The sequence below is a fragment of the Psychrobacter sp. WY6 genome (genome assembly GCF_018448495.1).
GTDB lineage: Bacteria > Pseudomonadota > Gammaproteobacteria > Pseudomonadales > Moraxellaceae > Psychrobacter.
In genome coordinates, this window is record NZ_CP049902.1 from 615,928 (window position 1) to 632,073 (window position 16,146).

Genomic DNA, 16,146 nt, shown 5'->3' on the forward strand with positions numbered 1-16,146 from the left:
CAAGATAGATTAATTAGAGCTTTCATACAAACCACTTGGGTGTTGTATGGTCAAGCCAAACGAGCAATTAGTACAGGTTAGCTACATGCATCGCTGCACTTCCACACCCTGCCTATCAACGTCGTAGTCTTCAACGGCTCTTTAGGGAAATCTAATCTTGAGGTGGGCTTCCCGCTTAGATGCTTTCACGCGGTTATCCCATCCGAACGTAGCTACCGGGCAATGCCACTGGCGTGACACAACCCGAACACCAGAGGTTCGTCCACTCTGGTCCTCTCGTACTAGGAGCAGATCCTCTCAAATTTCCAACGCCCACGGTAGATAGGGACCGAACTGTCTCACGACGTTCTAAACCAGCTCGCGTACCTCTTTAAATGGCGAACAGCCATACCCTTAGGACCTGCTTCAGCCCTAGGATGAGATGAGCCGACATCGAGGTGCCAAACACCGCCGTCGATATGAACTCTTGGCGGTATCAGCCTGTTTATCCCCAGAGTACCTTTATCCGTTAGGCGATGGCCCTTCCATACAGAACCACCGGATCACTAAGACCTACTTTCGTACCTGCTCGACTTGTGGGTCTCGCAGTTAAGCGCGCTTTTGCCTTTATACTCTACGACCGATTTCCGACCGGTCTAGCGCACCTTCGTATCCTCCGTTACTCTTTAGAGGAGACCGCCCCAGTCCAACTACCCACCATACATTGTCCTCGGTATTGTTATACCTGAGTTAGAACCCCAACATGACCAGGGTGGTATTTCAATTGGCTCCACCGAGACTAGCGTCTCGGCTTCAAAGCCTCCCACCTATCCTGCACAAGTCAGGTCAAAGTTCAATGTAAAGCTGTAGTAAAGGTTCACGGGGTCTTTCCGTCTAGCCGCGGGTACACAGCATCTTCACTGCGATTTCGATTTCACTGAGTCTCTGCTGGAGACAGCGCTGCCATCATTATGTCATTCGTGCAGGTCGGAACTTACCCGACAAGGAATTTCGCTACCTTAGGACCGTTATAGTTACGGCCGCCGTTTACTGGGGCTTCGATCAAGAGCTTCGCTTACGCTAACCCCATCAATTAACCTTCCAGCACCGGGCAGACATCACACCCTATACGTCCACTTTCGTGTTTGCAGAGTGCTGTGTTTTTAATAAACAGTTGCAGCAGCCTGGTATCTGCGACTGCCAACAGCTCAAGGAGCGTGTCCTATCACCATCAGCAGCGTACCTTCTCCCGAAGTTACGGTACCATTTTGCCTAGTTCCTTCAGCAGAGTTCTCTCAAGCGCCTTGGTATTCTCTACCTGATCACCTGTGTCGGTTTAGGGTACGATTCGTTTATAACTATTGCTTAGAAGCTTTTCCTGGAAGCATGGTATTTGCCACTTCACTGTACAAGTACAGCTTGCTATCAGATCTCAGCCATATAACAACCCGGATTTACCTAAGTTGTAAGCCTACATCCTTTCACCTGGACAACCAACGCCAGGCTGACATAACCTTCTCCGTCCCTCCATCGCATTATAAACAAGTATCGGAATATTAACCGATTTCCCATCGACTACGCCTTTCGGCCTCGCCTTAGGGGTCGACTCACCCAGCCCCGATTAACGTTGGACTGGAACCCTTGATCTTCCGGCGTGCGAGCTTTTCACTCGCATTATCGTTACTCACGTCAGCATTCGCTCTTGTGATACCTCCAGCATGCCTTACGACACACCTTCACAGGCTTACACAACGCTCCCCTACCACTTGAAAACAAATTCAAATCCGCAGCTTCGGCTCCTAGTTTGAGCCCCGTTACATCTTCCGCGCGGGCCGACTCGACTAGTGAGCTATTACGCTTTCTTTAAAGGATGGCTGCTTCTAAGCCAACCTCCTAGCTGTCTATGCCTTCCCACCTCGTTTCCCACTTAACTAGGAATTTGGGGCCTTAGCTGGCGGTCTGGGTTGTTTCCCTCTCCACAATGGACGTTAGCACCCACTGTGTGTCTCCCGGATATCACTCATCGGTATTCGGAGTTTGCATCGGTTTGGTAAGTCGGTATGACCCCCTAGCCGAAACAGTGCTCTACCCCCAATGGTGTTCGTCCGAGGCGCTACCTAAATAGCTTTCGGGGAGAACCAGCTATCACCGAGTTTGATTAGCCTTTCACCCCTATCCACAAGTCATCCCCTGGCTTTTCAACGACAGTGGGTTCGGTCCTCCGGTGCCTGTTACGGCACTTTCAACCTGCTCATGGATAGATCACTCGGTTTCGGGTCTATACCCTGCAACTAAACGCCCTATTAAGACTCGGTTTCCCTACGGCTCCCCTAAACGGTTAACCTTGCTACAGAATATAAGTCGCTGACCCATTATACAAAAGGTACGCGGTCATAAATAAGGCTCCCACTGCTTGTACGCACACGGTTTCAGGTTCTATTTCACTCCCCTCACAGGGGTTCTTTTCGCCTTTCCCTCACGGTACTGGTTCACTATCGGTCAGTCAGGAGTATTTAGCCTTGGAGGATGGTCCCCCCATCTTCAAACAGGATTTCTCGTGCCCCGCTCTACTTAATATGTTAACGCTAATGTTTCGAATACAGGACTATCACCTACTACGGTCAGCTTTCCCACGCTGTTCTTCTACATTAGCATTAATCGGCTTCTCCCCGTTCGCTCGCCGCTACTAGGGGAATCTCATTTGATGTCTATTCCTAAGGGTACTGAGATGTTTCACTTCCCCTCGTTCGCTTCTTGTACAAGTACAAGATACCTACCTTATGGTAGGTGGGTTTCCCCATTCAGAAATCTCCGGATCACAGGATATTGCCGCCTCCCCGAAGCTTATCGCAGGCTGTCACGTCTTTCATCGCCTCTGACTGCCAAGGCATCCACCATGTGCGCTTCATTACTTGACCATACAACCCCAAGTAGTCTTTCGACTGCTAAGTGTTATAAAGTCTAATTATGATAACGATATCACCTATGTTTATACGCTTGATTCAGTTCTCTTTACTTTTTTTAATCACTCACCCCTGGGATAACAACTGATGTCGTTAAGAGGTGAGTGATTAAGGTTAGGAAGTGCGCGTGAACACGCTCTTCCTAACCCAGACTCATATCTATGTTTTTAAATAGTCTCTATGCTCTCGTCGAGTCACAGATTCTGTATAAAACAGAAAGAAGTAATCGTGTCTTTATTCAAAGATAAATCACTTGTTTCTATTTATACTATTAGCACTTAAAGCTTATTCGTCTATAGTGGTGGAGCCAAACGGAGTCGAACCGTTGACCTCCTGCGTGCAAGGCAGGCGCTACCAACTGAGCTATGGCCCCATTATAAAATGGTGGGTCTAAGTGGACTTGAACCACTGACCCCCGCGTTATCAACACGGTGCTCTAACCAGCTGAGCTACAGACCCAATTACGCTTGTTAAAACGTAAGCTTAAACTAAAGAACAACTTGTTGTGAATTCTTGCTGACCGAATGCCATCTATAAGGAGGTGATCCAGCCGCAGGTTCCCCTACGGCTACCTTGTTACGACTTCACCCCAGTCATCAACCACACCGTGGTGAACGCTCCCCCGAAGGTTAAGCTATCCACTTCTGGTGCAATCAACTCCCATGGTGTGACGGGCGGTGTGTACAAGGCCCGGGAACGTATTCACCGCGGCATTCTGATCCGCGATTACTAGCGATTCCTACTTCATGGAGTCGAGTTGCAGACTCCAATCTGGACTACGATAGGCTTTTTGAGATTCGCATCACATCGCTGTGTAGCTGCCCTCTGTACCTACCATTGTAGCACGTGTGTAGCCCTGGTCGTAAGGGCCATGATGACTTGACGTCGTCCCCGCCTTCCTCCAGTTTGTCACTGGCAGTATCCTTAGAGTTCCCGGCTTAACCCGCTGGTAACTAAGGACAAGGGTTGCGCTCGTTGCGGGACTTAACCCAACATCTCACGACACGAGCTGACGACAGCCATGCAGCACCTGTATTCTAATTCCCGAAGGCACTCCCGCATCTCTGCAGGATTCTAGATATGTCAAGACCAGGTAAGGTTCTTCGCGTTGCATCGAATTAAACCACATGCTCCACCGCTTGTGCGGGCCCCCGTCAATTCATTTGAGTTTTAACCTTGCGGCCGTACTCCCCAGGCGGTCTACTTATTGCGTTAGCTGCGTCACTAAGTCCTCAAGGGACCCAACGACTAGTAGACATCGTTTACGGCGTGGACTACCAGGGTATCTAATCCTGTTTGCTACCCACGCTTTCGAGCCTCAGTGTCAGTATTATGCCAGAAGGCTGCCTTCGCCATCGGTATTCCTCCAGATCTCTACGCATTTCACCGCTACACCTGGAATTCTACCTTCCTCTCACAATACTCTAGCTCTACAGTTTCAGATGCAGTTCCCAGGTTAAGCCCGGGGATTTCACATCTGACTTATAGAGCCACCTACGCTCCCTTTACGCCCAGTAATTCCGATTAACGCTTGCACCCTCTGTATTACCGCGGCTGCTGGCACAGAGTTAGCCGGTGCTTATTCTGCAGCTAATGTCATCGTCCGTGGGTATTAACCACGGAGTCTTCTTCACTGCTTAAAGTGCTTTACAACCAAAAGGCCTTCTTCACACACGCGGCATGGCTGGATCAGGGTTTCCCCATTGTCCAATATTCCCACTGCTGCCTCCCGTAGGAGTCCGGGCCGTGTCTCAGTCCCGGTGTGGCTGATCATCCTCTCAGACCAGCTACAGATCGTCGCCATGGTAGGCCTTTACCCCACCATCTAGCTAATCCGACTTAGGCTCATCTAATAGCGAGAGCAGTAAACTGCCCCTTTCTCCCGTAGGTCGTATGCGGTATTAATACGAGTTTCCCCGTGCTATCCCCCACTACTAGGTAGATTCCTAAGTATCACCCGTCCGCCGCTCGACGCCTGATAGCAAGCTATCATCGTTTCCGCTCGACTTGCATGTGTTAAGCCTGCGCCAGCGTTCAATCTGAGCCATGATCAAACTCTTCAGTTTAATCTTGCTATGAAGCTCTTTAAAGAAGCTTCTAAACTTGGCTCATCTAATCTGGCAAAATCGCTAAAAATTATGTTCGTAATGAATTAACTTTGAGTTTTCTGCTGTCTTAAATGATAATTTTTATAGTTAGAATGAACTCCGAAAAGGAGTTAAAATTTTTAGTTAACTTAGCATCTGAATCAGCAAAAATCCACACAAGTTGTTCTTTAGTTATGCTTTTAAATAGTGCTCAATCACTGTCGTCCAGTAACTGATATAGGGTATCTCTCTGTTTAGTCTCAATCCCTTACGGGTTAAGCTATCTAGCGAGCCGACTATCTTATCATAATGATTTGATTTGTCAAGCTTTTTTATGTTTTGTTTCTTCAAGTGAATTGGGTTATTTATATGTATCTTACATATAAGCTTCCAGCTCGTCTTGATGAGGGCGTATTATAGACGCTTTAATCTCTGTGTCAAGAAGTAATTTTTATTTAGTTTGAAGTAAATGTCTCATCACTCATTCTAAACAGCCTTCCTCTCCGACTGGGTGGCAGTATAGGGGTTTTGACGCCGGGTCAAGGTAAATCATTGCTTTTTGATGATTATTTTACTGAATGGGATTAGATGCTGTTGATCAAATAATTACTACCAAACCGCACACGAAACAAAACCCCCTTACACTTTCGCGTAAGGGGGTTTAGCTTTTAGAATAGAGAGCTGACGATGACCTACTCTCACATGGGCGAACCCACACTACCATTGGCGCAATGATGTTTCACTTCTGAGTTCGGGAAGGGATCAGGTGGTGCCATCATGCTATTGTCGTCAGCAAAGGGGGTTAGATATGAGTCTGTTATTTTTATTGTTTGACTATAAGTGTTTAGTTTATGGTCGATCAACTTGTAACCTAACTGAATCAAGGTTAAAGGTGATATCGAAATATTCTCTCGTTTCTATAAGCTTTCGCTTATACAAGATAGATTAATTAGAGCTTTCATACAAACCACTTGGGTGTTGTATGGTCAAGCCAAACGAGCAATTAGTACAGGTTAGCTACATGCATCGCTGCACTTCCACACCTGCCTATCAACGTCGTAGTCTTCAACGGCTCTTTAGGGAAATCTAATCTTGAGGTGGGCTTCCCGCTTAGATGCTTTCAGCGGTTATCCCATCCGAACGTAGCTACCGGGCAATGCCACTGGCGTGACAACCCGAACACCAGAGGTTCGTCCACTCTGGTCCTCTCGTACTAGGAGCAGATCCTCTCAAATTTCCAACGCCCACGGTAGATAGGGACCGAACTGTCTCACGACGTTCTAAACCCAGCTCGCGTACCTCTTTAAATGGCGAACAGCCATACCCTTAGGACCTGCTTCAGCCCTAGGATGAGATGAGCCGACATCGAGGTGCCAAACACCGCCGTCGATATGAACTCTTGGGCGGTATCAGCCTGTTATCCCCAGAGTACCTTTTATCCGTTGAGCGATGGCCCTTCCATACAGAACCACCGGATCACTAAGACCTACTTTCGTACCTGCTCGACTTGTGGGTCTCGCAGTTAAGCGCGCTTTTGCCTTTATACTCTACGACCGATTTCCGACCGGTCTGAGCGCACCTTCGTACTCCTCCGTTACTCTTTAGGAGGAGACCGCCCCAGTCAAACTACCCACCATACATTGTCCTCGGTATTGTTATACCTGAGTTAGAACCCCAACATGACCAGGGTGGTATTTCAAGATTGGCTCCACCGAGACTAGCGTCTCGGCTTCAAAGCCTCCCACCTATCCTGCACAAGTCAGGTCAAAGTTCAATGTAAAGCTGTAGTAAAGGTTCACGGGGTCTTTCCGTCTAGCCGCGGGTACACAGCATCTTCACTGCGATTTCGATTTCACTGAGTCTCTGCTGGAGACAGCGCTGCCATCATTATGTCATTCGTGCAGGTCGGAACTTACCCGACAAGGAATTTCGCTACCTTAGGACCGTTATAGTTACGGCCGCCGTTTACTGGGGCTTCGATCAAGAGCTTCGCTTACGCTAACCCCATCAATTAACCTTCCAGCACCGGGCAGACATCACACCCTATACGTCCACTTTCGTGTTTGCAGAGTGCTGTGTTTTTAATAAACAGTTGCAGCAGCCTGGTATCTGCGACTGCCAACAGCTCAAGGAGCGTGTCCTATCACCATCAGCAGCGTACCTTCTCCCGAAGTTACGGTACCATTTTGCCTAGTTCCTTCAGCAGAGTTCTCTCAAGCGCCTTGGTATTCTCTACCTGATCACCTGTGTCGGTTTAGGGTACGATTCGTTTATAACTATTGCTTAGAAGCTTTTCCTGGAAGCATGGTATTTGCCACTTCACTGTACAAGTACAGCTTGCTATCAGATCTCAGCCATATAACAACCCGGATTTACCTAAGTTGTAAGCCTACATCCTTTCACCTGGACAACCAACGCCAGGCTGACATAACCTTCTCCGTCCCTCCATCGCATTATAAACAAGTATCGGAATATTAACCGATTTCCCATCGACTACGCCTTTCGGCCTCGCCTTAGGGGTCGACTCACCCAGCCCCGATTAACGTTGGACTGGAACCCTTGATCTTCCGGCGTGCGAGCTTTTCACTCGCATTATCGTTACTCACGTCAGCATTCGCTCTTGTGATACCTCCAGCATGCCTTACGACACACCTTCACAGGCTTACACAACGCTCCCCTACCACTTGAAAACAAATTCAAATCCGCAGCTTCGGCTCCTAGTTTGAGCCCCGTTACATCTTCCGCGCGGGCCGACTCGACTAGTGAGCTATTACGCTTTCTTTAAAGGATGGCTGCTTCTAAGCCAACCTCCTAGCTGTCTATGCCTTCCCACCTCGTTTCCCACTTAACTAGGAATTTGGGGCCTTAGCTGGCGGTCTGGGTTGTTTCCCTCTCCACAATGGACGTTAGCACCCACTGTGTGTCTCCCGGATATCACTCATCGGTATTCGGAGTTTGCATCGGTTTGGTAAGTCGGTATGACCCCCTAGCCGAAACAGTGCTCTACCCCCAATGGTGTTCGTCCGAGGCGCTACCTAAATAGCTTTCGGGGAGAACCAGCTATCACCGAGTTTGATTAGCCTTTCACCCCTATCCACAAGTCATCCCCTGGCTTTTCAACGACAGTGGGTTCGGTCCTCCGGTGCCTGTTACGGCACTTTCAACCTGCTCATGGATAGATCACTCGGTTTCGGGTCTATACCCTGCAACTAAACGCCCTATTAAGACTCGGTTTCCCTACGGCTCCCCTAAACGGTTAACCTTGCTACAGAATATAAGTCGCTGACCCATTATACAAAAGGTACGCGGTCACCCTAATAAATTAAGGCTCCCACTGCTTGTACGCACACGGTTTCAGGTTCTATTTCACTCCCCTCACAGGGGTTCTTTTCGCCTTTCCCTCACGGTACTGGTTCACTATCGGTCAGTCAGGAGTATTTAGCCTTGGAGGATGGTCCCCCCATCTTCAAACAGGATTTCTCGTGCCCCGCTCTACTTAATATGTTAACGCTAATGTTTCGAATACAGGACTATCACCTACTACGGTCAGCTTTCCCACGCTGTTCTTCTACATTAGCATTAATCGGCTTCTCCCCGTTCGCTCGCCGCTACTAGGGGAATCTCATTTGATGTCTATTCCTAAGGGTACTGAGATGTTTCACTTCCCCTCGTTCGCTTCTTGTACAAGTACAAGATACCTACCTTATGGTAGGTGGTTTCCCCATTCAGAAATCTCCGGATCACAGGATATTGCCGCCTCCCCGAAGCTTATCGCAGGCTGTCACGTCTTTCATCGCCTCTGACTGCCAAGGCATCCACCATGTGCGTTCATTACTTGACCATACAACCCCAAGTAGTCTTTCGACTGCTAAGTGTTATAAAGTCTAATTATGATAACGATATCACCTATGTTTATACGCTTGATTCAGTTCTCTTTACTTTTTTAATCACTCACCCCTGGGATAACAACTGATGTCGTTAAGAGGTGAGTGATTAAGGTTAGGAAGTGCGCGTGAACACGCTCTTCCTAACCCAGACTCATATCTATGTTTTTAAATAGTCTATGCTCTCGTCGAGTCACAGATTCTGTATAAAACAGAAAGAAGTAATCGTGTCTTTATTCAAAGATAAATCACTTGTTTCTATTTATACTATTAGCACTTAAAGCTTATTCGTCTATAGTGGTGGAGCCAAACGGAGTCGAACCGTTGACCTCCTGCGTGCAAGGCAGGCGCTCTACCAACTGAGCTATGGCCCCATATAAAATGGGGGTCTAAGTGGACTTGAACCACTGACCCCCGCGTTATCAACACGGTGCTCTAACCAGCTGAGCTACAGACCCAATTACGCTTTTTAAAACGTAAGCTTAAACTAAAGAACAACTTGTGTGAATTCTTGCTGACCGAATGCCATCTATAAGGAGGTGATCCAGCCGCAGGTTCCCCTACGGCTACCTTGTTACGACTTCACCCCAGTCATCAACCACACCGTGGTGAACGCTCCCCCGAAGGTTAAGCTATCCACTTCTGGTGCAATCAACTCCCATGGTGTGACGGGCGGTGTGTACAAGGCCCGGGAACGTATTCACCGCGGCATTCTGATCCGCGATTACTAGCGATTCCTACTTCATGGAGTCGAGTTGCAGACTCCAATCTGGACTACGATAGGCTTTTTGAGATTCGCATCACATCGCTGTGTAGCTGCCCTCTGTACCTACCATTGTAGCACGTGTGTAGCCCTGGTCGTAAGGGCCATGATGACTTGACGTCGTCCCCGCCTTCCTCCAGTTTGTCACTGGCAGTATCCTTAGAGTTCCCGGCTTAACCCGCTGGTAACTAAGGACAAGGGTTGCGCTCGTTGCGGGACTTAACCCAACATCTCACGACACGAGCTGACGACAGCCATGCAGCACCTGTATTCTAATTCCCGAAGGCACTCCCGCATCTCTGCAGGATTCTAGATATGTCAAGACCAGGTAAGGTTCTTCGCGTTGCATCGAATTAAACCACATGCTCCACCGCTTGTGCGGGCCCCCGTCAATTCATTTGAGTTTTAACCTTGCGGCCGTACTCCCCAGGCGGTCTACTTATTGCGTTAGCTGCGTCACTAAGTCCTCAAGGGACCCAACGACTAGTAGACATCGTTTACGGCGTGGACTACCAGGGTATCTAATCCTGTTTGCTACCCACGCTTTCGAGCCTCAGTGTCAGTATTATGCCAGAAGGCTGCCTTCGCCATCGGTATTCCTCCAGATCTCTACGCATTTCACCGCTACACCTGGAATTCTACCTTCCTCTCACATACTCTAGCTCTACAGTTTCAGATGCAGTTCCCAGGTTAAGCCCGGGGATTTCACATCTGACTTATAGAGCCACCTACGCTCCCTTTACGCCCAGTAATTCCGATTAACGCTTGCACCCTCTGTATTACCGCGGCTGCTGGCACAGAGTTAGCCGGTGCTTATTCTGCAGCTAATGTCATCGTCCGTGGGTATTAACCACGGAGTCTTCTTCACTGCTTAAAGTGCTTTACAACCAAAAGGCCTTCTTCACACACGCGGCATGGCTGGATCAGGGTTTCCCCCATTGTCCAATATTCCCCACTGCTGCCTCCCGTAGGAGTCCGGGCCGTGTCTCAGTCCCGGTGTGGCTGATCATCCTCTCAGACCAGCTACAGATCGTCGCCATGGTAGGCCTTTACCCCACCATCTAGCTAATCCGACTTAGGCTCATCTAATAGCGAGAGCAGTAAACTGCCCCCTTTCTCCCGTAGGTCGTATGCGGTATTAATACGAGTTTCCCCGTGCTATCCCCCACTACTAGGTAGATTCCTAAGTATTACTCACCCGTCCGCCGCTCGACGCCTGATAGCAAGCTATCATCGTTTCCGCTCGACTTGCATGTGTTAAGCCTGCCGCCAGCGTTCAATCTGAGCCATGATCAAACTCTTCAGTTTAATCTTGCTATGAAGCTCTTTAAAGAAGCTTCTAAACTTGGCTCATCTAATCTGGCAAAATCGCTAAAAATTATGTTCGTAATGAATTAACTTTGAGTTTTTCTGCTGTCTTAAATGATAATTTTTATAGTTAGAATGAACTCCGAAAAGGAGTTAAAACCAACTTTATTTTTTAGCATTCTGAATCAGCAAAAATCCACACAAGTTGTTCTTTAGTTATGCTTTTAAATAGTGCTCAATCACTGTCGTCCAGTAACTGATATATAGGGTATCTCTCTTGCTGTTTAGTCTCAATCCCTTACGGGTTAAGCTATCTAGCGAGCCGACTATCTTATCATAATGATTTGATTTGTCAAGCTTTTTTATGTTTTGTCTTAGCTTGGTAATCTAAGTAATAAGTTGGTTAACTTACTGCTTAGCTTCCTTTGCTGTGGGGCGTATTATATAGATTCTGACAGGGGTGTCAACCGCTTTATCAGAGGTTTTTGGGTTTATTTGATGGACTTTTAATAATACATAGTTTTCAATGGGTTAAGATTGACATTCATTTAATTCTTTTAAATTAGACGGTAAATAATGACTCAGCTTTAAACAGTATCTATCGATTCATTAATTGTCATCTATAGAGTTGCCATTAAGAACTTACTTTAAGCTAAAAACTTTGAAGCTCTATACTGACTTTTTGACATATTTATCTGCTTATTGATAATTGCCTTCGCTGTGTCCTTTAACTATGATGTTACACTTCTTGATATTCGCATAGATAGCATCTAATATAGAGGCCGACCTAATCCCTTACTATCTAGTGTTGATACACAGTTTTGATAATAGCTGACTTTATATATTGCTTAATGGCTTTCTTTTAGCCTTGATTGTTCAAACGGTTTGATTGTTTGAAATTTTGCCTTTAAGTGATATCTATCTCTTATAACATATCATAGCAGTTGGATAAATTAATTGACGCAGTCTTGCGGTTATATGATTGATGGTTGCAATCATCACTGCCAACGGACGCAAAAGGTGAATAGATTATGGTAGCGATTACTTTACCCGATGGTAGCGTAAAAAACTTCGAAGGTAGCACCACCGGCCGTCATGGAAGTGGCACAAAGCATTGGTGCAGGATTGGCTAAGCAACGGTCGCCGGGCGTGTAGATGGTCATCTAGTTGATGCGCACGACCCTATGCTCATGATGCTAAGTTGAAATCGTGACACCAAAAGATGATGACGGTGTCGATATCATTCGCCATTCTGTCTCACCTATTAGTCATGCCGTTAAAGCAGTTATATCCTGATGTAAAAATGGTGATTGGTCCCGTTTATCGATGATGGTTTTTATTATGACATTTATAGCGAAACGCCGTTTACAACCAGAGCATATGGCAGCCTTGAAAAACGCATGATGGAGCGATTAAGCAAGATTATGACGTTTATCAAAAAAATAACGCCACGCGATGAAGTCATTAAAATCTTTGAAGAACGTGGTGAAGCTATAAGCTTAAGCTGATAACGATATGCCAGGCGAAGAAGCCTTTGGTCTCTATCATCATCAAGAGTATGTGGGTATGTGCCGTGGTCCGCACGTGCCAAACACCAGATTTTAAAAGTATTCAAACTGACCAAAATGTCTTGCATATTGGCGCGGTGATGCCAAGAACGAGCAACTGCAACGTATCTAGGTACAGCATGGGCGGATAAGAAAGACCTAAAAGCCTATATTCAGCGTATCGAAGAAGCAGAAAAACGTGATCACCGTAAAATCGGTAAGGCACTGAACTTGTTTTCACATGCAAGAGCAAGCACCAGGTATGGTGTTTTGGCATGCAAACGGTTGGACTATTTACCAAGTGCTTGAGCAATATATGCGTAAAGTACAAAACGATAATGGCTACGAAGAGATTAAAACACCGCAAATCGTAGATCGTAGTTTATGGGAGCGTTCTGGTCATTGGGGTAACTATGCGACTAACATGTTCACGACTGCCAGCGAAAATCGTGATTATGCGGTAAAACCAATGAACTGCCCGTGCCACGTGCAAGTCTTTAACCAAGGTCTAAAATCTTACCGTGACTTACCATTACGTATGGCAGAGTTTGGCTCATGCCATCGAAACGAGCCATCAGGTTCGCTACATGGTTTGATGCGTGTACGCGGTTTTACCCAAGATGATGCACATATCTTCTGTACACAGTCGCAAATCCAGCAAGAAGTCGCTGACTTTATTAAACTAACCCTTGCCGTCTATGAAGACTTTGGTTTTGACAATATCATTATGAAACTCTCGACTCGCCCTGAAAAACGGGTTGGTAGTGATGAGTCTTGGGATTTTGCAGAGAAAGCTTTGGCCGATGCATTAGATAGCTCAGGATTAGATTGGGCTTATCTGCCCGGTGAAGGTGCATTCTATGGTCCGAAGATTGAATTTAGTTTGAAAGATTCTTTAGGTCGCGTCTGGCAGTGCGGTACGATTCAGGTTGACCCAAACATGCCTGAGCGCCTTGATGCCGAATTCGTCAATGAGCAAAACGAGCGCGAAGTACCTATTATGTTGCACCGTGCCATCTTAGGTTCATTCGAGCGCTTCATTGGTATTTTGATTGAAAACTATGCTGGTTGGATGCCCGTTTGGCTAGCGCGCAACACCGGGGTGGTGATGAATATCACTGATAAACAGGCAGATGCTTGTGAAAATGTGGTCAGCGAACTCAAAATTCAGGTTTGCGAGCTATTAGTGACTTGCGTAACGAAAATTGGATTTAAGATACGAGAGAAAACATTAGAACGCGTTCCCTATATGCTAGTATTAGGGGATAAAGAAGTCGAATCGGGCAGTGTCAATGTCCGTACTCGTGAAGGTGAAAACCTTGGCGTGATGAGTGTTCCAGAATTTATTACATTAGTACAGACCGCTGTCAGCGACAAAGGCCGACAGACCCCAAAACAGATGAGGAGTAATACCTATTAAACAGTCAAACCGTTTGAACATCAACGAAGATATCACAGCCAAAGAAGTCCGTCTCGTTAAAGAAGACGGCGAACAGATGGGCGTGGTCGATATCGAAACCGCGATGAAAGCGGCACGTGAGGACAGTCTAGATTTGGTCGAATTGGTTCCTGAAGCCAAACCGCCAGTATGCAAATCATGGATTATAAGCATTTCCTCTATGATCAAAAGCAAAAAGCGAAAGAAGCTAAAAAGAACCAAAAGCAAACTCAGCTAAAAGAGATGAAGCTGCGTCCTAGTACTGAAGAAGCTGATTATCAGGTTAAACTGAAAAAAATCGTCAGCTTTTTGGAAGACCAAGACAAAGTTAAAATCAGTATTCGCTTTCGTGGCCGTGAAATGGCGCACCAAGAGATTGGTCGCAAGCAGCTAGATCGTATTATCGAAGATACTGCTGAGATTGCTAACGTTGAGCAATATCCTAAGATGGAAGGTCGTCAGATGGGTATGCTGCTTGGGCCAACTAAGAAAAAGTAATCTGTTTATTAGATGGCTGTTAGTCAATATAGATATGTATAACCTTAACCATCAATATACTGCGGGATATTGATGGTTTTTTATTGTGTGCATAGATACATATCTCTTTTAAATATGTTTAGTCAGATATAATTGGCTGACTCTATTTTACAAAACCTACCTTCTCAACCATTTGATTACGCGGTAATCTAAAGGTCTGTTTTATATTTGCTAATCAGCATTTATTAAAAATTTCTAGTAAGTGTATAAAAATAACGTATATCACGACCATCAGAGTCGTTGACAAAAACACTACTTTTATCCAATATTGAAGGAAATTTCATGCAAGAATTGACCCCACCAGAAAACGCAACGACGCCAAGTATTTCTCTAACCGCGCCTGAACCTGTTAGAGAAATACAAAAAAGCGAAGCAGATCAGATGGTCAAATTGGATGACAGCCAAATCCCAGAACTTGATGCCAAGGTCGATGCCTTTGTTGATCATGTGATTAATAATTCTGTGCACAGTGCTGAGTTTCAGCAAAATGTGCAATCGATTCATAATCTCGGCACCAAAGAGATTCGTGAATCAGCCCAAGTGTCTAATCGTATGCTTGATTTACCCGCCAAAAGCCTCAATGACAGCTTGTTTGATAATTCCCCTATCGCCAAGTCATTGACTGAGTTGCGCGGCATCGTCGAAGATTTAGATCCCAGTAAAAAGAGCTGACCAGCTCGCGTAAGTTATTCGGTCTCATCCCATTTGGCAATAAAGTACAGGATTACTTCCGTCAATATGAATCGGCACAATCACATATCAACGCCGTAGTAACCAGTCTATATAATGGTAAGGATGAGCTGCTCAAAGACAATGCGATGATTGAGCAAGAAAAAGTCAATATGTGGGAGCTGATGCAATCCATACGCCAATACGTTTATGTCGGCAAAAAGATTGATGAGCAGTTAGAACAGAAGGTTTATGCGATAGAAGCGACCGATCCCGAAAAAGCACGCATTATTAAAGAAGAGATGTTGTTTTATGTGCGTCAAAAAACACCGACTTTTTAACTCAGTTAGCCGTGAACGTGCAAGGCTATTTAGCGCTCGATACCATTCGCCGCAATAACTTAGAATTGATAAAAGGCGTTGATCGAGCCACCACAACCACCGTATCTGCACTACGTACAGCGGTCGTGGTTGCACAAGCGATGACCAATCAAAAACTGGTGCTTGATCAAATTACTGCTTTAAATAAAACCACCAGTAGCTTAATTGAATCGACCTCAGCGATGCTAAAACGTCAGTCAGGTGAAATCCATGAGCATGCGACCAGTAGCAGCATTGAGCTTGATAAATTGCAAAACGCTTTCAATAACGTCTATGATACGATGGATATGATTAGCAATTATAAAATTGAAGCGCTAGAGAACATGAAACAGACGGTCAATACTTTGACTACTGAAGTTGATAAGGCTCAGAAATACTTGGATAAGTCTAATCAAACAACAGTATTAGAAGTGTCGAAAGAGATAGACAGTAAAAAGATAACCAATAGATCAAGTACAGTCGATATCGACATTTGATTTGTTTTAATAGTTGTTGCCTATTAAAGGTGGCCACTTCCTGCTACCAAATACACTTAAGACAATTGACGCAAGATATTGCAACGTCGTTCGTGTTAAGATAGCCATTATTAAT

General features: G+C 45.9%; 2 protein-coding genes, 4 tRNA genes, 5 rRNA genes and 2 pseudogenes. 4 read left to right on the forward strand and 9 right to left on the reverse strand.

Annotated features, from left to right (window positions below; all coding sequences use genetic code 11):
• Nucleotides 1–46 precede the first annotated feature (46 nt).
• The 9 genes from G7Y90_RS03045 to G7Y90_RS03085 form a co-directional block, all read right to left on the reverse strand.
• Nucleotides 47–2,897, reverse strand: a 23S ribosomal RNA gene (locus G7Y90_RS03045).
• Nucleotides 2,898–3,241: 344 nt separating this feature from the next.
• Nucleotides 3,242–3,315: transfer RNA gene (locus G7Y90_RS03050), tRNA-Ala, on the reverse strand.
• 9 nt (nt 3,316–3,324) lie between these two features.
• A tRNA-Ile gene (locus tag G7Y90_RS03055) sits at nt 3,325–3,401 on the reverse strand.
• Nucleotides 3,402–3,476: 75 nt separating this feature from the next.
• Nucleotides 3,477–5,008 (reverse strand): 16S ribosomal RNA (locus G7Y90_RS03060).
• 700 nt (nt 5,009–5,708) lie between these two features.
• Nucleotides 5,709–5,823: ribosomal RNA gene (gene rrf / locus G7Y90_RS03065) — 5S ribosomal RNA — on the reverse strand.
• A gap of 188 nt (nt 5,824–6,011) precedes the next feature.
• Nucleotides 6,012–8,870: ribosomal RNA gene (locus G7Y90_RS03070) — 23S ribosomal RNA — on the reverse strand.
• A 341-nt stretch (nt 8,871–9,211) separates the two neighbouring features.
• Nucleotides 9,212–9,287 (reverse strand) — tRNA-Ala (locus G7Y90_RS03075).
• A 10-nt stretch (nt 9,288–9,297) separates the two neighbouring features.
• Nucleotides 9,298–9,371 (reverse strand) — tRNA-Ile (locus G7Y90_RS03080).
• A 74-nt stretch (nt 9,372–9,445) separates the two neighbouring features.
• A 16S ribosomal RNA gene (locus G7Y90_RS03085) occupies nt 9,446–10,984 on the reverse strand.
• Together the 16S, 23S and 5S rRNA genes with 4 tRNA genes alongside form the textbook arrangement of a ribosomal RNA operon.
• Before the next feature lie 1,515 nt (nt 10,985–12,499).
• Here G7Y90_RS03085 and G7Y90_RS03090 point away from each other — a divergent pair.
• The 4 genes and pseudogenes from G7Y90_RS03090 to G7Y90_RS03105 all read left to right on the forward strand — a co-directional run bounded on the left by G7Y90_RS03090 (nt 12,500) and on the right by G7Y90_RS03105 (nt 16,031).
• Complete coding sequence (locus G7Y90_RS03090; RefSeq protein WP_250163352.1) at nt 12,500–12,589, forward strand: hypothetical protein; 90 nt, start codon at nt 12,500–12,502, stop codon at nt 12,587–12,589.
• Between the two features lie 183 nt (nt 12,590–12,772).
• A complete protein-coding gene (gene thrS / locus G7Y90_RS03095; RefSeq protein WP_250163353.1) occupies nt 12,773–13,951 on the forward strand; it encodes a threonine--tRNA ligase in 1,179 nt (392 codons plus the stop codon).
• 13 nt (nt 13,952–13,964) lie between these two features.
• Nucleotides 13,965–14,467: pseudogene (infC, locus tag G7Y90_RS03100) on the forward strand (translation initiation factor IF-3).
• A gap of 321 nt (nt 14,468–14,788) precedes the next feature.
• Nucleotides 14,789–16,031, forward strand: a pseudogene (locus tag G7Y90_RS03105) (toxic anion resistance protein).
• The last annotated feature ends 115 nt before the right edge of the window (nt 16,032–16,146 follow it).